This is a genomic window from Cellulosimicrobium sp. NPDC030954 (genome assembly GCF_055571305.1).
Window position 1 is genome coordinate 266764 of record NZ_JBVIFN010000003.1, and the last position, 21126, is coordinate 287889.

The following is a 21126-nucleotide window of genomic DNA, read 5'->3' on the forward strand; positions in this document are numbered from 1 at the left end:
GTCCCGCACCCCGCGGCGCCCGGTTCCCGGACGCCCGGTCCGACCATGACGCACAGATGGGGTTGAATACTGCCGTGACTTCCTTTGACAACGCTGTCACGACCGACGTCGCGACGCTCTCCTACGAGCAGGCGCGCGACGAGCTCGTGCAGGTCGTCGCGCGGCTCGAGGCCGGCGGCGAGCCGCTCGAGGCGTCGCTCGCGCTCTGGGAGCGCGGCGAGGCGCTGGCCGCGCGCTGCCAGGAGTGGCTCGACGGTGCGCGGGCCCGGCTCGACGCCGCACGCTCCCAGGACGCGGGAGGCACGCACGACGAGTCCGACGAGACCCCCGACGACACCACCGGAGACGACCGATGAGCACCTCCCCCGCCGCCCCCGCGACCGACGGCGCCCCGGAGCGCCACGAGCACGTGCTCGTGGTGGGCGAGGCGTTGATCGACGTGGTGCACCGCGCCGACGGCAGCGTCGACGAGCACCCCGGCGGCAGCCTCGCCAACGTCGCCCTCACCCTCGGGCGGCTCGGGCGCGACGCGCGCCTGGCCACCTGGCTCGGGACCGACGCCCACGGAGAGGCGGTCCGGTCCTGGCTCGACGACTCCGCCGTGACCCTCGCCCCCGGCAGCACCGGCGCCGACCGGACCAGCGTCGCCACCGCCCACCTCGACGGCCAGGGCGCCGCCACCTACGAGTTCGACCTGGAGTGGCGCGTCCCGGCCGGCACCGCCCCGGGCGCCGGCACGCTCGCCGTACACACGGGCTCGATCGCCGCCGTCCTGGAGCCCGGCGCGTCCGACGTGCGCGCCCTGGTCGCCGCCGCGCGCGACACCGCCACGATCACCTACGACCCCAACGCCCGCCCCGCGCTCATGGGCGACCCCGCCGACGCCCGCGCCCGGATCGAGGCGCTCGTCGCGCTCGCCGACGTCGTCAAGGTCAGCGACGAGGACCTCGCCTGGCTCGTGCCCGGGACGGACCCCGTCGCGGTCGCGCGCGACTGGCTCGCGCTCGGCCCCGCGCTCGTCGTCGTCACCTACGGCGGCGAGGGCGCCCTCGCTCTGACCATGGCAGGCGAGCAGCGCGTCACGGCCCCGCGGGTCGAGGTCGTGGACACCGTCGGCGCGGGCGACTCCTTCATGGGCGCGCTCCTGGACGGGCTCTGGGACGCCGGCCTGCTCGGCGCCGACCGCCGCGACGCGCTGCGCGCCGTCGACACCGCCACGCTCACCCGCCTCCTCGAGCGCTGCGCCGCCGTCGCCGCCGTCACCGTCTCGCGCGCCGGCGCCAACCCGCCGCGCCGCGCCGAGCTCGCGCCCGCCTGAGCCGGTCTCCCGGCGCGCGTCGGCCGCCCGGACGGGTCGCCCGGGCGGCCGACGCCGCACCTCAGACCTGGGCGTCCTGCTTCTGGGCCCGTTCGAGCGACCGCTTGCGGTCCTCGGCGTTCTCCTCCTCGATGCGGTCGGCCTCGGCGTCGTCGCGCGTGAGGTTCTCGCTCGTCTCGGGGTCGAAGATCATCATCTTCGTCGGGTCGAACCACAGCTCCGTCGTGTCGCCGTCGCGCACGCGCGACGCGGAGTCCAGGGCGACGACGAACTGGCTGCGCAGGCCCTCGCCGTCGAGCTCGCGGTCCAGCTCCTCGAGCTGGCCCTTCACGGACTCGTGCATGTCGAACGGCACGTAGGCGTAGAGCTCCGCGCCGAGCCACTCCGTGACGTCGATCTGGATCTCGAACGTGTGGCCGCGGTCCTTCTTGGACGGGTCGACGAGCCGCGCGTCCTCGAAGTGCTCTGGCCGCAGCCCCACGATGACGAGGCCCCGGTCGCCGACGACCGACGCGACGTTCTCCGGCATGTCGAACTCGCCGAACGGCAGCGTGATCCGCCCGCCCGACACCTCGCCCGGCAGGAAGTTCATGGGCGGCGTGCCGATGAACCCCGCGACGAACAGGTTGACGGGCTGCTCGTAGAGCCCGCGCGGGCTCGCGACCTGCTGGAGGACACCGCGGCGCAGCACCGCGACGCGGTCGCCGAGCGTCATGGCCTCCGTCTGGTCGTGGGTGACGTAGACGGTCGTCGTGCCGAGGCGCCGCTGCAGCCTGGCGATCTCCGTGCGTGTCTGACCGCGCAGCTTGGCGTCGAGGTTGGACAGCGGCTCGTCGAAGAGGAACGCCTTCGCGTCGCGCACGATCGCGCGCCCCATCGCGACGCGCTGGCGCTGGCCGCCCGACAGGTTCGCGGGCTTGCGGTCCAGGTGCTCGCGGAGGTCGAGCATGTCGGCCGCGCGCTCGACCTTCTCGCGGATCTCCTCCTCGCTGTGCTTGCCCTTGGCGAGGCGCAGCGGGAACGCGATGTTCTCGGCGACCGTGAGGTGCGGGTACAGCGCGTAGTTCTGGAACACCATCGCGAGGTCGCGCTCGCGTGGCGCCTTCTCGTTGACGCGCGTGCCGTCGATGTCGAGCTCGCCGGAGGTGATGTCCTCGAGCCCGACGATCATGCGCAGGACCGTCGACTTCCCCGAGCCGGACGGGCCGACGAGGATGACGAACTCGCCGTCGGCGATGTCGAGGTTCACGCGGTCCACCGCGAGGAACCCGTCGCCGTAGCGCTTGACGATGTCCTTGAGGGTGATCGACGCCATCAGCTCTCTCCTCGGGTTCGGCGTGCGGCACGGTGCGCGACGGCGCGGGCGGGGCGCGGCGGTGCCGCGGCGGGCAGCAGGGGCGGCTGCCGGGTGGTCGCCCGGCGATCGGTCGTGCTCATCCCTTCACCGCCCCCTGGGTCAGGCCGGAGACGATCTGACGCTGGAAGAGCACGACGAGGACGACGACCGGGATCGTCACGACGACGGCCGCCGCGGAGATCGCTCCGGTCGGCTCCTCGAAGTACGACGCGCCGGTGAAGAACGCCAGCGCTGCCGGGACCGGGCGCGCGGCGCTCGTCGACGTGAGCGAGATGCCGTAGACGAAGTCGTTCCACGCGATGAAGAAGGCGATGAGCGCCGTCGTGAAGACGCCGGGCGCCGCGAGCGGCACGATCGCCTTGCGGAACGCCTGCCAGGGGGTCGCCCCGTCGACCTGCGCGGCCTGCTCCAGCTCCCACGGGATCTGCCGGAAGAACGCCGCGAGCGTCCAGATGGAGATCGGGAGCGTGAGCGACAGGTACGGGATGATGAGGCCGAGCCACGTGTCGTACAGGCCGATGTTGCGCCAGAGGTTGAACAGCGGCGTGACGATCGAGACGACCGGGAAGATCGAGACGCCGAGCGCCGTCGTGAGGATGAGGCGCTTGCCCGGGAAGTCGAGGCGGGCGATCGCGTAGGCGCACAGCGTCGCGAGCACGACGGCGATGACGGTCGCGATGAGCGAGATGCCGATCGAGTTGCGCAGGGCGGAGAGGAACAGCTCCTGCGCCGAGCCGTCCGACGCGAGGATCTGCTCGTAGTTCTCGGTGCTCCACCGCGGCGGGAGGAACGTCCCGGAGTTGATGTCGCTCGACGCCTTGAAGCTCGTCATGAAGATCGACAGCACGGGGAACAGCGCCCCGACGAGGACGACGACCGTGATGACGGCCCACCAGATCTTGGCCCGGGTGCTGAGGACGCTGCCCATCACTTCTCCCCCCTCGCGCCGGCGAGATCCACCTTGAAGAGCTTGATCGCGATGAAGCAGATGAGCACGACGCACAGGAACAGCAGCACCGAGATGGCCGATCCCATGCCGATCTGGAGCTGGCCGATCGAGGTGCGGTAGGCGAGCAGCGACAGCACCTCGGTGCCGTTCGCGCCGTTCGTCATGATGAAGACGTTGTCGAAGATGCGGAACGCGTCGAGCGCGCGGAACAGGACGGCGACCATGATCGCGGCCTTCATGTTCGGCACGATGACGCGCGTGAACCGCTGCCACGCGGTCGCGCCGTCGACCTTCGCGGCCTCCTCGAGATCGCCCGGCACCTGCGCCAGGCCGGCGAGGAGCAGGAGGGAGATGAACGGCGTCGTCTTCCAGACCTCGGACATGATGATGACGAACAGGCTCGTGCCCTGCTGGGCGAACCAGTTGAGGTCGGGACCGATGCCGGGCACCCAGTCGAACCAGTGGTTGACGTACCCGGACGTGATGTCGAACGCGTAGAACCACGCGAACGCCGAGACGACCGTGATGATCCCGTACGGCACGAGGATCGCGGTGCGCAGCAGCCCGCGCAGGCGCTTGATCGCGCGGTGCATGACGAGCGCGAGCGCGAAGCCCAGGACGAGCTCGATCGCGACGGTGATCACGGTGATGAGGACGGTGACCCACAGGGCCTTCCACCACACGGGGTCCGTGAGGATCACGACGTAGTTGTTGAGCCCGACGAACGCGCGGTCGTCCGGGGCGGTGAGCTTGTAGTTGAAGAGCGAGTCGTAGACCGCCTGCAGGATCGGGTACAGCGTCACGGCGAGCATGACGACGAACGCCGGCCCGGCGAGGTACCACCCGAGGCGCGCCTCGGCGCGGGCCCGGTCGCTGCGCGCGGCCTTCGCGGCGGCGTCGGGCGCGCCGCGGGCGTCGTCCCGGGACCCGCGGCGGGTCTCGCGACGGGCTGAAGCCTCCTCGGTCGTGGTCGACGGCGTGGCGTGCCGGCCGCGGGGTGCGGGCTCGGCGGGAGGTCCGGCGTTCACAGGAGTCGCTCCCCTCGCAGGACGGCGGTGATGAACTCGGTGGACTGCTGCGGGGTCGTGTCGGGGTCGACGGACGCCGGTGGGTACCACGTCTGCTGCAGGCCCGTGGAGACCTCGTTGTAGAACGGCGTCTGCGGTCGCGGCGCGGCCTGGTCGAGCGAGTCGCGGATGACGTCGTACATGGGGAAGGCCTTCTGGACGTCGGGGTCGTCGTAGGCTTTGATGCTCGCGGCGGGGTTGCCGTTGGTCACGAAGTACTCGGCCTGGTTCTCCGGGCTGACGATGCACTGCGCCGCCTCGTACGCGAGGTCGGTGTGCTTGCCGAACGCGCCGATGCCGAGCGAGATGCCGCCGTAGGGCGGACGGGCGTCCTCGCCCTCCGTGGTCTGCGGGTAGAGGGCCCAGCCGATGTCGTCGAGCAGGGACTGGTCGAGCGACCCCGCGTCGACCGCGCCCTGGGTGGAGGACCAGACGAACGGCCAGTTGACCATGAACGATCCGCTGTCGCCCTGGAACTTCGTCAGGGACGCCGGCTCGTCCTCGCTCGGCAGCCCGGGGCCGCCCACGCCCGACGTGCCGATCTCGCCGATGATGGTCGCGGCCGCCTTGCCCGCGTCGGTGTCGAGGCCGAGCTTCACCTCGTCCGCCGGCGCCTCCGGGTTCTCGAGGATGTGCCCGCCCGCGCCCTCGACGAGCGCGTTGATCCACACCGTGAGCGACTCTGCCTTGGCGCCCTGGACCGCGAGGAGCTTGTCCTGGTCCTGCGCGGCCTTCATGATCTGGTCCCACGTGACGGGCTGCGACATGTCGAGCCCCGCGGCCTCGGCGACCGACTTGCGGTACCAGAGGAGCTGGGTGTTGGCCCAGAACGGGATGGCGACCAGCTCGTCCTTCCACGTCGACGCGTCGATCGCGCCCTGCACGACGTCCTGCGTCGTCGCGTCGGCGACGTCGGCGGGCACCGGCGCGAGGAAGTCGGCCTCCGCGAACTCCGCGATGAAGACCGGGTCGAGGCTCATGACGTCGATCGACGAGTCCTTCGCCGCGAGGCGGCGGGCGAGCTGCTCGCGCTGCGACGCGGCGTCGCGCGGCAGCAGCTCGGTCTGGATCCGGTACGCGCCCCCGGCAGCCTCCGTGCAGGACGCGGCGATGTCGGCCTGCCCCCCGTTGTCCGGGTTGATGTACCACGTGAGCACCGGCGTCCCGTCGTCGCCCGGGCCGCACGCGGCGAGCGGCGCCACGAGCCCCACGGCGACGAGGACGGCGAGCGCTCGGGTGCGTCGACGCACGTCAGCTCCCCTCGGTCGCGGCCAGCCGGTCTCCCGGCGTCCCCCTCCATGGCTACACCCGGACCCGGTGGTTCGCCATGCGAACGGCTCCGGCCTGCGCGGACGCGGGCTGCGATCATGAGGCCATGACGTCTGCCTCCCCGACCCCCGCCCCCCTCACCCCGGCCGAGGCCTGGGCGACCCTGCGCTCCGGCAACGACCGGTTCGTCGCGGACGCCCCGCTCCATCCGTCGCAGGGCGCGGACCGACGGCGGGAGACGTCGTCGTCGCAGCACCCCCACACCGTGCTGTTCGGGTGCTCGGACTCGCGCGTCGCGGCGGAGATCATCTTCGACCAGGGCCTGGGCGACATGTTCGTCGTGCGCACGGCGGGCCACGTCGTCGACACGACCGTGCTCGGGTCGATCGAGTACGGGGTCGAGCTCCTGTCCGTGCCGCTCGTCGTGGTGCTGGGGCACGACTCGTGCGGCGCCGTCGGAGCCGCGGTGGACACGCTGACGACCGGCGCCCAGGCGGACGGGTTCGTCCGCGCCGTGGTCGACCGCGTCATCCCGTCGATCGCGAAGATCACCGGCGCCGGGAACGGCTCGCTGGAGAACCTCGACCCGGCCGTGCTGCGCCGCGAGCACGTGCGCAACACGGTCGACATGCTCCACTCGTACTCCGCCGGGCTCGCGGCCGCGGTCGCGGAGGGGCGCTGCGCGATCGTCGGCGTCGAGTACGACTTCGCCGAGGGCCGCGCCCGCCTGGTCGACGTCGTGGGCGACGTCGGCGAGGCACCGCTCGCCGACGACTGAGGCCCCGGCACCGGCGCCCGGCCGGGCCGCCCGCACCCCGCGTGACCTGGGTCACGCGGGTTGCGGGAGCCCGCGCGCGGTGCGGCAGGATGGCCCCATGACTGCATCTCCCGAGGCCTCCGGCGCCGCCGCCGGCGAGGCCGCACCGACGACCGAGTACCGCATCGAGCACGACACCATGGGCGAGGTGCGCGTCCCCGCGCAGGCTCTCTACCGCGCGCAGACGCAGCGCGCCGTGGAGAACTTCCCGATCTCCGGCACCCCGCTCGAGCGCGGCCACATCGAGGCCCTCGCGCGCGTGAAGAAGGCCGCGGCCCGGGCGAACGCCGAGCTCGGCGTGCTCGACGAGGACGTCGCCGCCGCCATCGTCGCCGCGGCCGACGAGGTCGCCTCCGGCGCGCACGACGCGCACTTCCCGGTGGACGTCTACCAGACGGGGTCCGGGACGTCGTCGAACATGAACACGAACGAGGTCCTCGCGACGCTCGCCACGCGCTCGCTCGGGCGCGACGTGCACCCGAACGACCACGTCAACGCCTCGCAGTCCTCCAACGACGTGTTCCCCACGTCGGTGCACGTCGCCGCCACCGCGGGCGTCGTGCGGGACCTCGTGCCCGCGCTCGGCCACCTCGCCGAGGCGCTCGAGGCCAAGTCGGCCGAGTTCGAGACCGTCGTGAAGTCGGGCCGCACCCACCTCATGGACGCCACCCCCGTCACGCTCGGGCAGGAGTTCGGCGGCTACGCCGCCGCGATCCGCTACGGCGTCGAGCGCCTCGAGGCGGCCCTGCCCCGCGCGGCCGAGGTCCCGCTCGGCGGCACCGCCGTCGGCACGGGCATCAACACGCCCGCCGGGTTCCCGCAGCGTGTCATCGCGCTGCTCGTCGAGGACACCGGCCTGCCGCTCACCGAGGCGCGCGACCACTTCGAGGCGCAGTCCTCGCGCGACGGCCTCGTCGAGCTGTCCGGCGCGCTGCGCACGATCGCCGTGTCCCTCACCAAGATCTGCAACGACCTGCGCTGGATGGGCTCCGGCCCCAACACGGGCCTCGGCGAGATCTTCATCCCCGACCTGCAGCCGGGCAGCTCGATCATGCCGGGCAAGGTCAACCCGGTCGTCCCGGAGGCCGTGCTCATGGTCGCCGCGCGCGTGATCGGCAACGACGCGACCGTGGCGTGGGCGGGCGCGTCGGGCTCGTTCGAGCTCAACGTGCAGATCCCCGTCATCGCCCAGGGCGTCCTCGAGTCGATCCGCCTCCTCGCGAACGCGTCCCGCGTGCTCGCCGACAAGACCGTCGCGGGGATCACCGCGAACGTCGAGCGGGCGCTCGCGCTCGCCGAGTCGTCGCCGTCGATCGTCACGCCGCTCAACCGCGTGATCGGCTACGAGGCGGCGGCGAAGGTCGCGAAGCACTCCGTCAACGAGGGCCTCACCGTCCGCCAGGCCGTGATCGACCTCGGGTTCGTCGAGCGCGGCGAGGTCACCGAGGCGCAGCTCGACGAGGCGCTCGACGTGCTGTCGATGACGCGCCCGCCGCAGGCCTGACCCACCGCGGAGACGGCACGACGCGGGCCAGGTGCGTTCGCACCTGGCCCGCGTCGTTCAGCCTTCGCTCAGGTCCACTGGGTGAGCTTGCGCCCCTCCTTGTCCCGGAACGCGCCGACGATCAGCATGATGAGGTCGACGAGCGTCCAGACCCCGAACGCGCCGAGCGTGAGGATCATGAGCACGCCGGTGCCGATCTTCCCGACGTAGAAGCGGTGCACGCCCAGCGTGCCGAGGAAGAAGCAGAGCAGCACCGCGGGCAGCAGGAGCTTGGGGCTCGTGGCCTGGTTCGAGACGGGGACGGACATGGGGCTTCCTCCGGGAAGTCGAGTGACGGGCACGGCGCCCACCACGACGGCGGCCGAAGCGTAGCGTGCCGTGGTGGGTCCGTGGATCCGTCCGCGGAGATTTCACCCGCCTCCGGAGACGCGCGCGCGACGCGCCTCAGACCTCGATCGACTCGAGCATCTCCGTGACGAGCGCCGCGACGGGCGAGCGCTCGGAGCGCGTGAGCGTCACGTGCGCGAACAACGGGTGGCCCTTGAGCGCCTCGATGACCGCGGCGACGCCGTCGTGCCGCCCGACGCGCAGGTTGTCGCGCTGCGCGACGTCGTGGGTGAGGACGACGCGCGACGACTGACCGATGCGCGAGAGGACCGTGAGCAGCACGTTGCGCTCGAGCGACTGGGCCTCGTCGACGATGACGAACGCGTCGTGCAGCGAGCGCCCGCGGATGTGCGTGAGCGGCAGCACCTCGAGCATCTCGCGGTCGATCACCTCGTCCAGCACCTGGGGCGAGACCAGCGCGCCGAGCGTGTCGTAGACGGCCTGCGCCCACGGGTTCATCTTCTCGGCCTCGGAGCCGGGGAGGTACCCGAGCTCCTGGCCGCCCACCGCGTAGAGCGGGCGGAACACCATGACCTTGCGGTGCTGCCGACGCTCCATGACCGCCTCCAGCCCTGCGCACAGCGCGAGCGCCGACTTGCCCGTCCCCGCCCGGCCGCCGAGCGACACGATGCCGACGGACTCGTCGAGGAGCAGGTCGATCGCGACGCGCTGCTCCGCCGAGCGACCGTGCAGACCGAAGAGCTCGCGGTCGCCGCGCACGAGCTGCACGTGCTTGTCCGCCGTGACGCGGCCGAGCGCGGAGCCGCGCGGCGAGTGCACCACGAGGCCCGTGTGGCAGTGCAGGGGTCCGGCGGCCTCGACGACCTCCGGGTCGAGGCTCGTGAGCTCGACGGACTCGTGCTCCCAGAGCGACGCCGCCTCGGCGTCCGTGAAGGAGATCTCCCCCATGCCGGTCCAGCCCGAGTCGACGGCGAGCTCGTGGCGGTACTCCTCCGCGCGCAGCCCGACCGCCGACGCCTTGACCCGCATCGGCAGGTCCTTGGACACGACCGTCACGTCGTGCCCCTCCGCCGCGAGGTTCGCGGCGACGGAGAGGATGCGCGTGTCGTTGTCCCCCAGCCGGAAGCCGGCGGGCAGCACGTCGGGATCGGTGTGGTTGAGCTCGACGCGCAGGGTCCCGCCGACGTCCCCGACCGGGATCGGGGCGTCGAGCCGGCCGTGCTTCACGCGCAGGTCGTCGAGCATGCGCAGCGCGCTGCGGGCGAAGTACCCGAGCTCCGCGTGGTGGCGCTTGGCCTCCAGCTCGGTGATGACGACGACCGGGAGGACGACGTCGTGCTCGGCGAACCGCCCGATCGCGCGGGGGTCGCTCAGCAGGACCGAGGTGTCGACGACGAACGTGCGGCGCGCGTCGTCGTCTCTCGCGTCATCCTGCGGGGTGGGTGAGGTACCGGGGGTGGGTGAGGTGCGGACCACGAGGGCTCCCCTCCGGCGCGCGGGCGCCGTTCTCTCTCTGGGCGAGGCGGGCGACCGGCCGTCGGGCCGTGGGTGCCACGGCTCAGCAGCGCCGGTGCCGGCCCTCCTGAGCGGAGCGTGAACCCCATCGGCTGGCCTCCCGGAGGACGGCGGTGGTGCCGTCCGTCTCATCGAAACTACGCCGGTGTGATTCCGCTCACCACCCCCGACACGCCTCCGGGGCGAGGTTTAACCCTCCGTTCACGCGGTGGTCCGGAAGCGTGCTCCGCGAGATCGGCCCGAGCGTTCGAGATCGACCCTCGGGAGGCCGATCTCGCGACGTACGGGCCGATCTCGCGGGTCAGTGCTCGACGTGCTTCGGTGTCATCGCGATCGCGCACACGAAGCCGAGCACCAGGACCGCGGCCGTGACCGCGAGCGTCTGCCCGACGGCGGTCGCGAACCCCTGGTGGAACGCGGCGGTGGCGGCGTCGGTCACCTGGCGCGCGACGTCGTCGGGCACCCCGGGCGGGAGCGGGAAGGAGCCGCCCTGGCCGCCCTGGAGCGACCCGGCGTTCGCGAAGCCGTCGACGAACTGCTGGCGGAACTGCTCGGGGAGGGAGGCCGCCGCGTCCTGCGCGGCGGCGGGGAGGGTGACGGCGAGGCGCGCGGTGAGGGTCGCGACGATCGCCGCCGAGCCGATGACGCCGCCCACCTGGCGCGTGGTGTTGAACGCGCCCGCCCCGGCGCCCGCGGTGCGGTGGTCGAGGCCCGACGTCGCGAGGTTGGCGAGCGGCGAGAACACGCAGCCGGTGCCGATGCCGAACAGCGTCATGGGCAGCACGATCGTCACGACCGACACCCCCGGGCCGACGACCAGGGCGAGCCACCCGATCGCGACCGCGAGGACGCCGAACCCGGTCGCTACGACCCACTTGGCGGGCACCCTGTCGGACAGGCGACCCGCGAGCGGCGCCACGATCCCCGACACCAGCGACCCCGGCAGGTTGACGAGGGCGGCGTGCAGCGGCGACAGCCCGAGGATCGACTGCAGGTAGATCGTCAGGGGGAAGAAGATCCCGATCATCGCGAACGAGACGGACATGCCCGCGATGTTCGCGAGCGAGAAGTTGCGGGAGTGGAAGAGCCGCAGGGGCAGGAGCGCGCCGTCGCCGAGGTGGCGCTGCCACAGGACGAAGCCCACGAGCACGAGCAGCCCGGCGCCGATGACGCCCCAGACCGTGATCGGCCCGGTGATGGTGCCCCAGTCGTACGTCTCGCCCTCCTGGAGGCCGAAGACGACGGCGAACAGGCCGACGACCGAGAGCACGACGCCGAGGACGTCGAACGAGCGCTTGTTCGTCGCGAGGCGCGGCAGGCGCGTGAGCGCGAACCACAGCGCGACGACGCCGACCGGCACGTTGACGAAGAAGATCCACTCCCAGCCCCACGACTCGACGAACACGCCGCCGAGCAGCGGTCCGGCGATCGTCGCGACGCCGGCGGTCGCGCCCCACAGGCCCATGGCCGCGCCGCGCTGCCGCGGCGGGAAGACGCGCGTGATCATCGCCATGGTCTGCGGCGTCATGAGCGCCGCGCCGACGCCCTGGACCACGCGCGCCGCGATGAGCATCTCGATGGATCCCGAGAACCCGCACCACGCGGACGCGATCGTGAAGACCGCGAGCCCGACGACGAACACGGGCTTGGGGCCGTACCGGTCGCCGAGGCGCCCGGCGAGCAGGAGCAGCACGGCGTAGGAGAGCAGGTAGGCGCTGTTCACCCAGCCCACCGCGACGAGCGACGCGTCGAGCTCGGTCTGGAGCGTCGGGACGGCGATGTTCACGATCGTGGTGTCGACCATGATCATGAAGAAGCCGAGGATGAGCGGCGGCAGGATGCTCCAGGCGCTGCGGCCGTGGAGGTCGACGAGGGGCACCACGCGCGAGCCGCCGTCGGCGGGCGCCGGGGCCGTGCTCGGGCTGCTGCCCGGGGCGGGAGTGGTCACGAGGGCTCCTGAGGTGAGGTCGTGCGGGGGAAGCGGAACGCAGGCGCGGGCTGGTCGGTCCAGCTCAGCGCGCCCGACTCGAGGTCGGCGACCGTCGCGTCGAGCCACGCGATCTCGGCCTCGGCCTGGTGGAGCTGGAACGACGCGTCGAGCAGGTAGCGCCGGGGCAGCCCGCGCGTGACGACGCCGTCGAGGTGCTCGCGCACCCCGTCCGTCGCGGCCGCGAGCGCTGCCCGGCGCTCCCGCAGGAGGGCGAGGGCGTCCTCGAGCGGGAGGTCGTGCACGAGCGCGAGCCCCACCGGGAACGCCGGGTACTCGGGCGGCGTCTCGCGGACGAGGTCGCGCGTGCGGTCGTGGTGCGCGGCGACGCCCGCGTCGGTGATGGCGTAGAGGGTGCGCTCGGGCCGGTTGCCGTCGCGGTCGACGCCCGCGCGCTCGACGAGGCCGTCGCGCTCGAGCCGGTCGACCGCGTGGTAGACGGCGCCCGGGTTGAGCCGGACGAGCCGGTCGTCGCGCCGCTTGCGCAGGCGTACGAGCATCTCGTACGGGTGCATGGGTTGGTCGAGCAGCACGGCGAGCACGAGGGTCGCCGTGGGGCTCAGGCGCGGTGCGGGCACGGTCGTCTCCGGGACGGGTTCACGGCGGGGGCGGCGGACGGTGCGGGCAGGTGGCCCGGACAGGGAGGTCCGCAAGGAATATTCCGACTGGAATATACGCCGGACCCGGCGGGGTGTCGACCCCGGGCGGTTCGCGCGGTCGCGGCCCGCCGCGTAGGTTCACGAGCCATGAGCGTCACCGACCTGCTCGACCTCGACGCGACCGCCCTCGCCCACGCGCTCCGGAGCGGCGACGCCTCCCCGACGGAGGTGCTCGACGCGACGCTCGACGCCGCCACGGGCGTCGGCGCGGACGTCGGAGCGTTCACCGTCGTCACCGCCGACCTCGCGCACACGCAGGCGCTCGCCGCGGAGGCCGCGCTCGTCGCGGCACGTCGCGCGGGCTCCCTCGTCGCCGCGTCCACGGAGCCGGGCGCGCCGCCGCCGTTCCTCGGCGTCCCGTGCCCGGTCAAGGACCTCACCATGGTCGAGGGCGTGCCGATCCGCGCCGGGTCGGCCGCGATCGACCCGTTCCCGGCGCCCTACGACGACGGCGTCGCGACGCTCCTGCGCGCGGCGGGCACCGTCATGGTCGGCAAGACGACCACCCCGGAGCTCGGCCTGCCCTGCTACACCGAGCCCGACGTCGGGCCCACGGCCCGGACGCCGTGGGACCTCGCACGGTCCGCGGGCGGGTCGAGCGGCGGCGCCGCGGCCGCGGTCGCGGCACGCGTCGTCCCCGTCGCGCACGGGAGCGACGGTGGCGGCTCGCTGCGGATCCCCGCCAGCGCGTGCGGGCTCGTCGGGCTCAAGCCGTCGCGCGGGCTCGTGAGCCCCGGGCCGTACGGGGTCGACGGCGCGGGGCTCGCCACGCACGGCGTCCTCACCCGGTCGGTCCGGGACGCCGCGGCGTTCCTCGACGTGCTCGCGCGCCCGTGGCCGGGCGACACGTTCACCGCACGCCTGGCCGCCGCACCGTCGGGGCGGCGGCTCCGCGTCGGGCTCCTGCTCGACCCCGTGATCGCCGCCGACGCGCCCGTGCACCCCGCGTGCGCGGACGCGGCCAGCACGACCGCCGCGCTCCTCGCAGGGTTCGGGCACGACGTCGTCGAGATCCCCCCGCCGTTCGGCGCCGAGCGCTGGGACGCGTTCGCCGCCCTGTGGTCGGTCGGCGCGCTCCAGGCCCCCGTCCCGCCGGACCGCGAGCACCTGCTCGTCCCGCTCACGCGGTGGTTGCGCGAGCGCGGGCGCGGCGTGAGCGGGCTCGCGTACGCCACCGCCCTCGCCGGGGTGCAGCAGCTCACGCGAGAGGTCGCCGCCGCCTGGGCCGGGGTCGACGTCGTGCTCTCCCCCACGCTCGCGCAGCCGCCCGCGCTCGTCGGCAGCCAGCGGATCGACGACGACCCGGCCGCCGACTTCGCCGCACAGACCGCGTTCACCCCCTGGACCAGCGTGTGGAACCTCACCGGCCGCCCCGCGATCTCGCTCCCGCTCGGCGAGGCGCACGTGACCGACCCCGACGGGTCGTCCGCCACCGTCCCCGTGGGCGTCATGCTCGGCGCCGACCACGGGGACGACGCGCTCCTCCTCGACCTCGCCGCCCGCCTGGAGGAGGCCGCGCCGTGGTCCCACCGCCGACCGGGGACGGCGTCGTGACCGCCTACGTCGCCCTGCTGTTCGCCGTGAACGTGGGCGGGCGCAAGGTCCCGTCGACCGCGCTGCGCGAGCTCGCGGGCGAGCTCGGGTTCGCGCACGCCCGCACGGTCGTCAACAGCGGCAACCTCGTCGTCGCGCCCGGGACCTCGGGCGCGTCCGGTCCCGACGACGTCGCGCGGCTCCTGCACGACGCCGTCGCCGAACGCTTCGGCGTCGACGCCGCCGTGGCCGTGCTCACGACCGAGCGGTTGCGCAAGATCGTCCGCGGCAACCCCCTCCCCGACGACGCACAGGAGCGACCCGCCGCGCTCCTCGTCCTCGTCGGCGAGACCCCGGTCGACCCGGACGGCGCCGCCACGATCGACGACCGCGGCGGGACGGAGCGCGCCGCCGTCGCGAACGGCGTCCTGTACGTCGCCTACCCCGACGGCATCGGCCGCTCGAAGCTCACGACGGCGGTCCTCACGAAGGCCGCCGGCGCCCCGGTGACCGGCCGCAACTGGAACACCATGACCCGCCTCCTCACCCTCGCCGAGGACACCTCCGCCTGACCGCCCCGCCGAGGGGTCACGCAGGGTAGAGCCGTGGTCCGGCGAGGTAGGCGTGCTCGGAATTCAAGCCCGCGGGGTCGGGTCCGCGGCGCGGGTGTCCTCGGTGCTCGGGGCTGCGGCGCCCTCACCCTGGTCTTTCGGGCGTGGGTTCTAGGAGCGCCGCTCTGACGCCCCTTCGCATCCGAGTCCACCCCCACCGCTCAGCCGTCGGCCCACCACGGGCCTGCCGCCCGGCCGACCAGGCCATCCCCGTAAGCCGAACAGGCGACCACGGCTCGTCAGACACCCCCGACGAACCACAACCACCTGCTCGACGTCATGTCGCCACGACTCGACGCGACATCGCGACGACCAGAACCGTCGCGACGGTGACGCAACCCACGGCCACGGCGCAACGGCACCGAGAGCCGGGAGCCGGGAGCCGGGAGCCGGGAGCCGGGAGCCGGGAGCCGGGAGCCGGGAGCCGGGAGCCGGGAGCCGGGAGCCGGGAGCCGGGACGACCGTGCCACGCGGCTACCGAACGCGACAGCGGGAACATGCTCGGGGAACCGACACCGCGGGCAGTCGCCCGAGGTGAGCGGAGACCAGGGCGAGACGACGCCGGGCGGGGTGGGTGGTGGTGCCGCGTCGTGGCGGGCCTGGCGGGAGCCGCGAGGAACGAGCGGCGGATGGTAGACGCGGCACCACCACCCATCCCGCCACCCAAGGTGACCAGACCGCCGTCGAACACACGAACCAGGGCTCTAGCTCGGCGGGGTGGCCGGGCGCCAGTGCTGGACCTTGTCGACGTCGCGGACGACGACGTCGAGGCGGGCGAGCTCGCGCCGCAGGTCGGCGGCGTCGGACGTCTTGTCGGCCTGGAGCATCGTCGCGCGGGCGCGCAGGACCGCGTCGGCGCTCGGCGGGAGCGACGGGTCGCCGGGGACCCAGCGCCGGAACTCCTCTGCCCACGGGTCGCCGTCGTGCCACGGCCAGCCGTGCGACCGGAACGCGTCGGCAAGACGGTGGGTCGCGAGCTCGGTGCGGACGTGCAGGAGCTCGACGACCGGTGCGTCGTGAGCGTCGCCGTCCACGATGTCGACGCCGGCGTCGGGTGCGGTGCGCGCCGCGGGCGACGTGGGCCGGTCGGTGGCGGTCGGGGTCCGACGGCCGAGCACGACGAGGTCCTTGCGGTCGACGAGCACGGCGGTGACGTGGTCCCGGTCCAGCTCGGTGCGGTCGCCGCGCCGGTCGACGGCTGCGTGCGCGGCGTCGAGCGTCACGACCGCGATGTCCCGCACCGCGTGCGCGGCGAACACGAGCCCGGCACCGACCCCGAGGGCGAGGCAGATCGCGACGCCGAGGGTTCCCCGCTCGCCGAGGAGCTCGTCGATGGCGCGCGCGAGTCCCTGGAACGGCGCCCACCGCAGTCCCGCCATCCATCCGGCGAGGTGGAGCGCCCCGTACGCGAGCAGCGCCCCGAGGACCGGCGACCCGCCCCACAGGAGCCAGCGGTCGAGCGCCGTCGGTCCGACGACGGTCGGCACGTCCGGCGACACCGTCCCGTCCGGGGACGGGGTCGGGGACGGCGTCGGGGCAGGTGTCGGGGTCGGGGCGGAGTCGGTGGACTCTGCCGGGGTGAGGTCGGGCGCGGGGCGGGGGACGTTGTCGGGCACCTGCCGATCCTCACGTGCGCTGGCCGCGGGCGGCGTCGCCCGGGAGGATGATCGCCAGACGAGCACGTCGGCCGCGCGGGGTACGGCCCCCGTAGAATCGAGGACGGTGTGCCGGGAAGTCTGGTCGGCCACGGTCTCGCGTCCGCGGGCCGTGCGACACGACAGCGACCCCGGGAGCACGATGACCCACGCCACCCCGCCCTCCGGCACCCACCCCGCCCCGTCGACGGACCGGCCCTCGCCTCGCGTGCGGCTGCGCCGGTGGGTGAGCAGAGAGACGACGGGCGGCGCGCTGCTCATCGGCGCGGCGCTGCTCGCGCTGCTGTGGGCGAACTCCCCGTGGCGGGACGCGTACACGACCCTCTCGGAGACGGTGGTCGGGCCGGCCTCGATCGGCCCGCTGTCCCTGCACCTCGACCTGAGCCTCGAGACCTGGGCCGCCGACGGGCTGCTCGCGATCTTCTTCTTCGTCGTGGGCGTCGAGCTCAAGCAGGAGTTCGTGGCGGGCAGCCTCCGGAGCCCACGGCAGGCCGGGGTACCGATGCTCGCCGCGGTCGGCGGCATGGCCGTGCCGGCGGCGATCTTCACGGCGGTCGTGCTGCTTGCGGGCGACGACGGCGCGCTGCACGGCTGGGCGATCCCGACGGCCACGGACATCGCGTTCGCGCTCGGCGTGCTCGCCGTGTTCGGGCGCGGGCTGCCCGCCGCGATCCGCACGTTCCTCCTCACGCTCGCGGTCGTGGACGACCTGCTCGCGATCGTCGTCATCGCGGTCTTCTACACGGCCGACCTGCGCATCGGGTTCCTCGGCCTCGCGCTCGTCGCGGTCGCGCTGTTCGCCGTGCTGGTCCGGGCACGGCGCACCCGGTGGTGGCTCCTCGTGCCCGTCGCGGTCGTCGCGTGGGTGCTGGTCCACGAGTCCGGCGTGCACGCGACGATCGCGGGCGTCCTGCTCGGCTTCACCGTCCCCGCGCTCGCGATGCACGGCGAGACCGAGTCGCGCACGCACCGGTTCGAGCACGCCTTGCGCCCGGTCTCCCAGGGGATCGCCCTGCCGGTGTTCGCGTTCTTCGCCGCGGGCGTGACGTTCGTCGGCGGCGGGGGCGACGTCCTCGGCCAGCCGGTCGTGCTCGCGATCGTCCTCGGCCTCGTGCTGGGCAAGCTCGTGGGCGTGCTCGGGGTGACGGCGCTCGTCACACGGTTCACCCCGCTGCGCCTCGCGCCGGGCATCGGGGTGCGCGACCTGCTCCCGGTCGGCCTGCTGGGCGGCATCGGGTTCACCGTGTCGCTCCTCATCGCGGAGCTGTCGTTCCCGGACTCGACCCACACCGACGCGGCGAAGATCGCCGTCCTCGCCGCGTCGACGATCGCCGCCGCCCTCGCCGCGGTCGCGCTGCGCTGGGACGCCCGGCGTGCGCGCAGCAACGACATGAACCTCGACGACCTGCCGGACGACGTCACCGACCACATCGGCGACGCGAAGGACCGCCTGGAGCACTGACCCGGGCCGTCCGCGTTCGCCGAACCCGGGGTTGCGGGCGAGGCGAGGGCCCAGCTCGCCCGTATCCCCGGGTTCGGCACCGGTCGGTGCGCCGCGTGGGGCCCGCTCAGCAGGTCGTCGCGACCTCGTAGCGGCCCGGCGCGGCCTCGCGCAGCGTCGTGACCGTCGCGTCGCCCTGGCCGAGGTACGCGAGCGAGCCCACCGCGTAGTACGGGTTGTACGGGTCCACGCCGTAGGAGATCGCGCGACCCGCAGCCTGGTGCTGGGCGTTCGTCGCCGTGCCGCACCACGGTCCGGAGGGCACCTGCACCGTCACGGTGACCTGTGCGGTCGTCGCGTTCCCCGCCGCGTCGACCGCGCGGGCGGCGAGCACGTGGGCGCCCGCCGCGAGCGCCGTCGTGTCCCAGTCGTCCGCGTACGGGGCGGTGCGCAGCGTCGCGAGCGCGGTGCCGTCGACGCTCAGCTCGACGCGGTCCACGCGGCGGTCGTCCGCCGCCGCGACGGCGACCCGGACGGCCCCTGTCACGGTCGCGCCCGCGGTCGGCGACGTGATCGTGACCGTCGGAGCGACGACGTCGGGCTCGGGCCCGGTGCCGGGGTCGCGGTCGACCCGGCGGTTGTTCTCGAACAGGAAGTCGGTGAGGTAGGCCGGGTAGTCGATGCTGTTCGTCGACACGTACGACCCGCCCGGCCCGCCGCCCGCGGGCCACGCGTGGGCGAGCCCGGTGTTCCGGACCAGCGAGACGCGCGGGCCGTCGGCGTCCGACCACAGCGAGCCGGAGCCCGCCGTGTTCGTCCCCGCGAGCCCGGCGAGGGAGAACGACGACGTCGTCCCGGCGCCGTAGAGGTCGGCCATGACCTGGGCGTTCAGCGTCCCGTACCCCGTCGCGACGGTCGTGTCCGCGCTGCCGAAGACGATGGACGTCACCTGGGTGGCGAACTCCGCCGCGTGCGTCCCCGCGAACGTCCGGCACGTCGAGCGCGCCTGCGCGAGCGTCGTCGCGACGCTCCCGATCTGGCCGGACGTCGTCCCGACCGTGGGCCCGGCCGCGATCCCGACGCCGGCGAACACGTCGGGCGCGAGGCAGCCCATGACCATCGCCTGGCCGCCGCCGGAGGACAGCCCGCTGACGTACACCTGGTCCGGGTCGATGCCGAGCGAGGTGTCGGCGAGCAGCGCCGAGACGAGGTCGAGCAGGTTGTCGTCGTGCCGCGCGGGGTTCGTCCGGCTGTGGTTCGTGTCGTAGTAGTCCCAGCAGCCGAGCAGGACGCCGCCGCTCGGCGCCGCGGGGATCGCGACGACCATGCCGTGCTCGTTGGCGGTCGCGGTCCAGTTGCCCGCGTTCTTGAGCACCTGCGAGGTCTGGACGCAGCCGTGCAGCGAGACCATGAGCGCCCGACCGCCGGGGAGCGCGGGCGCGGTCGTCGGCCGGTACAGCTCGACCGTCATGCCGCCCGCCGAGCGCTGGGACCAGGAGCCGGCCGCGGACGCGGGGGCCGTGACGAGCGGCGCGAGCACGACGGCGAGCGCCGTGCCGAGGGCGAGCGCGGCCGCGGACCGGCGGGCGCGGCCGCGCCGCCTGAGGGAGTGCCTGACCATCTGAACCTCCACGTCGAGGTCGGGTCGCCGTCAGCGCCGGACGCGCTGCGGCGCGCACCGTCGCGCGCCGGACCCGGGCGAACCGGACGTTACGTGTGACCTGAATCACCTGTCAACATCGCCTCGTCGGCCCCGTGGCCGGATCGTGACCGGCGCGGGTTGACACCGCGCTCGTCGCGGATCCATGATTCCCGCAACCTGAATCGCCTCTCATGTTTGAGCGGCGCTCCCCCAGGACCACCCAACGAAGGGCGAAGTCATGCGGACGAAGAAGTCCCAGCGGCCGGCACTCGCCGTCGCCGCGCTCGCGGCCGCGAGCCTCGTGCTCGCGGCGTGCGCGCCGACCGACGCGACCGGCGGCGACACGACCGGAGGCGAGAGCAGCGCGAGCGCCGACCCCGTCGACGTCGGCATCATCTACTCCAAGACCGGGCCGCTCGCGGCCTACGGCGAGGCCTACTACGAGGGCTTCCAGGCCGGCCTCGACTACGCGACCGACGGCACGGGCGAGGTCGACGGCCGGCCCGTCAACGTGACGTTCCACGACGACGGCGGCGACCCCGACAAGGCGGTCGGCCAGGCGAAGGACCTCATCGGCAAGGGCTACCAGATCCTCGGCGGCACGGTCGTGTCCGGCGTGGCGCTCAAGCTCGCCGAGCAGGCCGAGCAGAACAAGGTGCTCTACATCTCCGGCCCGGCCGCGGTCGACGCGCTCACCGGCATCAACGACTACACGTTCCGCTCGGGGCGCCAGTCGCTCCAGGACGTCGCGACCGCCGGCACGTTCGTCGACCCCGACGGCGCGAAGGTCGTCGTGTTCGCGCAGGACAACGCGTTCGGCCAGGGCAACCTCGCCGCGGTCGAGGCGGTCCTCGGCGCGCAGGGCGCCGAGGTGACGAGCGTGCTCGTGCCCGAGGACGCGACGGAGTTCACGCCGTTCGCGCACCAGATCGTCGACGCCGCGCCCGACCTCGTGTTCGTCGCGTGGGCCGGGGCGACGTCGGGCGCGATGTGGCAGGGCCTCGACCAGCAGGGCGTGCTCGACTCGACGACGGTCGTCACCGGCCTCGGCGACGTCGCCACCTACGGCGCGTACGGCGCCGCGGCGAGCAAGGTCGACTTCCTCAACCACTACTTCCCCGGCGCCGCGGGCACCGAGGTCGAGGCCGCGATGCTCGCGTCGGTCGAGGCGGCCGGCAAGCAGGCGGACCTCTTCACGCCCGACGGCTTCGTCGCGGCGCAGATGATCGTCCACGCGATCGAGGAGGGCGGCGACGACGTCGACGCCATGGTCGACGCGCTCGAGGGCTGGAGCTTCGACGGGCCCAAGGGCGCGACGACGGTCCGCGCGTCCGACCACGCGCTGATCCAGCCGATGTACCAGGTCAAGCTCGTGGCCGACGGCGACGCCTGGGACCCCGAGCTCGTCACCGAGGTGCCGGGCGAGGACGTCGCGCCGGCCGAGGCGGGCTGAC

At 73.6% G+C, this 21126-nt stretch carries 18 protein-coding genes; 8 read left to right on the top strand and 10 right to left on the bottom strand.

Annotated features, from left to right (window positions below):
- The first annotated feature begins 56 nt into the window (after positions 1-56).
- Positions 57-356, top strand: coding sequence for an exodeoxyribonuclease VII small subunit (locus tag ACZ402_RS08880; RefSeq protein WP_375823005.1), 300 nt, complete (start codon positions 57-59; stop codon positions 354-356).
- Positions 353-1318 carry a carbohydrate kinase family protein gene (locus tag ACZ402_RS08885; RefSeq protein ID WP_375823006.1) on the top strand — a complete coding sequence of 322 codons (966 nt, stop codon included), beginning with the start codon at positions 353-355 and terminating at the stop codon, positions 1316-1318. The genes ACZ402_RS08880 and ACZ402_RS08885 overlap by 4 nt, the downstream gene beginning before the upstream one ends.
- Positions 1319-1379: 61 nt before the next feature.
- On the opposite strand, the gene ACZ402_RS08890 is transcribed toward ACZ402_RS08885, so the two are convergent.
- The 4 genes from ACZ402_RS08890 to ACZ402_RS08905 form a co-directional block, all read right to left on the bottom strand.
- Positions 1380-2633, bottom strand: coding sequence for an ABC transporter ATP-binding protein (locus tag ACZ402_RS08890; protein ID WP_375823007.1), 1254 nt, complete (start codon positions 2631-2633; stop codon positions 1380-1382).
- A gap of 118 nt (positions 2634-2751) precedes the next feature.
- Entirely contained in the window at positions 2752-3603 is an 852-nt protein-coding gene (locus tag ACZ402_RS08895; protein WP_375823008.1) for a carbohydrate ABC transporter permease, read from the bottom strand.
- Positions 3603-4652, bottom strand: a complete 1050-nt coding sequence (locus ACZ402_RS08900; protein WP_375823009.1) for a carbohydrate ABC transporter permease — start codon at positions 4650-4652, stop codon at positions 3603-3605. The genes ACZ402_RS08895 and ACZ402_RS08900 overlap by 1 nt, the downstream gene beginning before the upstream one ends.
- Positions 4649-5941: a sugar ABC transporter substrate-binding protein gene (locus ACZ402_RS08905; protein WP_375823010.1), complete on the bottom strand. Its 1293-nt coding sequence runs from the start codon at positions 5939-5941 to the stop codon at positions 4649-4651. The genes ACZ402_RS08900 and ACZ402_RS08905 overlap by 4 nt, the downstream gene beginning before the upstream one ends.
- 125 nt (positions 5942-6066) lie before the next feature.
- On the opposite strand from ACZ402_RS08905, the gene ACZ402_RS08910 reads away from it, so the two are divergent.
- A complete protein-coding gene (locus ACZ402_RS08910) occupies positions 6067-6738 on the top strand; it encodes a carbonic anhydrase (RefSeq protein WP_375823011.1) in 672 nt (223 codons plus the stop codon).
- A 97-nt stretch (positions 6739-6835) separates the two neighbouring features.
- Positions 6836-8281 (top strand): class II fumarate hydratase, encoded by a 1446-nt coding sequence (locus ACZ402_RS08915; protein WP_375823012.1) that lies wholly within the window; start codon positions 6836-6838, stop codon positions 8279-8281.
- Between the two features lie 68 nt (positions 8282-8349).
- Here the strand turns inward: ACZ402_RS08915 and ACZ402_RS08920 are convergent, their stop codons facing one another.
- The 4 genes from ACZ402_RS08920 to ACZ402_RS08935 all read right to left on the bottom strand — a co-directional run bounded on the left by ACZ402_RS08920 (position 8350) and on the right by ACZ402_RS08935 (position 12709).
- Positions 8350-8589, bottom strand: a complete 240-nt coding sequence (locus tag ACZ402_RS08920; protein WP_375823013.1) for a TM2 domain-containing protein — start codon at positions 8587-8589, stop codon at positions 8350-8352.
- A gap of 136 nt (positions 8590-8725) precedes the next feature.
- Entirely contained in the window at positions 8726-10105 is a 1380-nt protein-coding gene (locus ACZ402_RS08925) for a PhoH family protein (protein ID WP_375823014.1), read from the bottom strand.
- Between the two features lie 340 nt (positions 10106-10445).
- A complete protein-coding gene (locus ACZ402_RS08930; RefSeq protein WP_375823015.1) occupies positions 10446-12092 on the bottom strand; it encodes a DHA2 family efflux MFS transporter permease subunit in 1647 nt (548 codons plus the stop codon).
- Entirely contained in the window at positions 12089-12709 is a 621-nt protein-coding gene (locus tag ACZ402_RS08935; protein WP_375823016.1) for a PadR family transcriptional regulator, read from the bottom strand. Before ACZ402_RS08935 ends, ACZ402_RS08930 begins: the two co-directional genes overlap by 4 nt.
- A gap of 168 nt (positions 12710-12877) precedes the next feature.
- On the opposite strand from ACZ402_RS08935, the gene ACZ402_RS08940 reads away from it, so the two are divergent.
- Positions 12878-14344, top strand: coding sequence for an amidase (locus ACZ402_RS08940; protein WP_375823017.1), 1467 nt, complete (start codon positions 12878-12880; stop codon positions 14342-14344).
- On the top strand, positions 14311-14895 hold the full coding sequence (locus ACZ402_RS08945) for a DUF1697 domain-containing protein (RefSeq protein WP_375823018.1): 585 nt from the start codon (positions 14311-14313) through the stop codon (positions 14893-14895). The genes ACZ402_RS08940 and ACZ402_RS08945 overlap by 34 nt, the downstream gene beginning before the upstream one ends.
- Positions 14896-15638: 743 nt before the next feature.
- Here ACZ402_RS08945 and ACZ402_RS08950 read toward each other — a convergent pair.
- The gene (locus ACZ402_RS08950; protein ID WP_375823019.1) at positions 15639-16550 is read right to left on the bottom strand and encodes a YqeB family protein; all 912 of its coding nucleotides are present in this window, start codon (positions 16548-16550) and stop codon (positions 15639-15641) included.
- Between the two features lie 181 nt (positions 16551-16731).
- On the opposite strand from ACZ402_RS08950, the gene nhaA reads away from it, so the two are divergent.
- Positions 16732-18051 carry a Na+/H+ antiporter NhaA gene (nhaA, locus tag ACZ402_RS08955; RefSeq protein ID WP_375823020.1) on the top strand — a complete coding sequence of 440 codons (1320 nt, stop codon included), beginning with the start codon at positions 16732-16734 and terminating at the stop codon, positions 18049-18051.
- Positions 18052-18157: 106 nt separating this feature from the next.
- Here nhaA and ACZ402_RS08960 read toward each other — a convergent pair whose 3' ends face one another.
- Entirely contained in the window at positions 18158-19651 is a 1494-nt protein-coding gene (locus ACZ402_RS08960) for an extracellular catalytic domain type 1 short-chain-length polyhydroxyalkanoate depolymerase (RefSeq protein WP_375823021.1), read from the bottom strand.
- Between the two features lie 259 nt (positions 19652-19910).
- On the opposite strand from ACZ402_RS08960, the gene ACZ402_RS08965 reads away from it, so the two are divergent.
- Complete coding sequence (locus ACZ402_RS08965; protein ID WP_375823022.1) at positions 19911-21125, top strand: substrate-binding domain-containing protein; 1215 nt, start codon at positions 19911-19913, stop codon at positions 21123-21125.
- Position 21126 lies beyond the last annotated feature (1 nt).

Excerpts from the sequence above, each read along its gene's own strand:
- ACZ402_RS08880 (WP_375823005.1), top strand. The coding sequence starts at position 57 with ATGGGGTTGAATACTGCCGTGACTTCCTTTGACAACGCTGTCACGACC.
- ACZ402_RS08885 (WP_375823006.1), top strand. The coding sequence starts at position 353 with ATGAGCACCTCCCCCGCCGCCCCCGCGACCGACGGCGCCCCGGAGCGC.
- ACZ402_RS08890 (WP_375823007.1), bottom strand. The coding sequence starts at position 2,633 with ATGGCGTCGATCACCCTCAAGGACATCGTCAAGCGCTACGGCGACGGG.
- ACZ402_RS08895 (WP_375823008.1), bottom strand. The coding sequence starts at position 3,603 with ATGGGCAGCGTCCTCAGCACCCGGGCCAAGATCTGGTGGGCCGTCATC.
- ACZ402_RS08910 (WP_375823011.1), top strand. The coding sequence starts at position 6,067 with ATGACGTCTGCCTCCCCGACCCCCGCCCCCCTCACCCCGGCCGAGGCC.
- ACZ402_RS08915 (WP_375823012.1), top strand. The coding sequence starts at position 6,836 with ATGACTGCATCTCCCGAGGCCTCCGGCGCCGCCGCCGGCGAGGCCGCA.
- ACZ402_RS08920 (WP_375823013.1), bottom strand. The coding sequence starts at position 8,589 with ATGTCCGTCCCCGTCTCGAACCAGGCCACGAGCCCCAAGCTCCTGCTG.
- ACZ402_RS08940 (WP_375823017.1), top strand. The coding sequence starts at position 12,878 with ATGAGCGTCACCGACCTGCTCGACCTCGACGCGACCGCCCTCGCCCAC.
- nhaA (WP_375823020.1), top strand. The coding sequence starts at position 16,732 with ATGACCCACGCCACCCCGCCCTCCGGCACCCACCCCGCCCCGTCGACG.
- ACZ402_RS08960 (WP_375823021.1), bottom strand. The coding sequence starts at position 19,651 with ATGGTCAGGCACTCCCTCAGGCGGCGCGGCCGCGCCCGCCGGTCCGCG.
- ACZ402_RS08965 (WP_375823022.1), top strand. The coding sequence starts at position 19,911 with ATGCGGACGAAGAAGTCCCAGCGGCCGGCACTCGCCGTCGCCGCGCTC.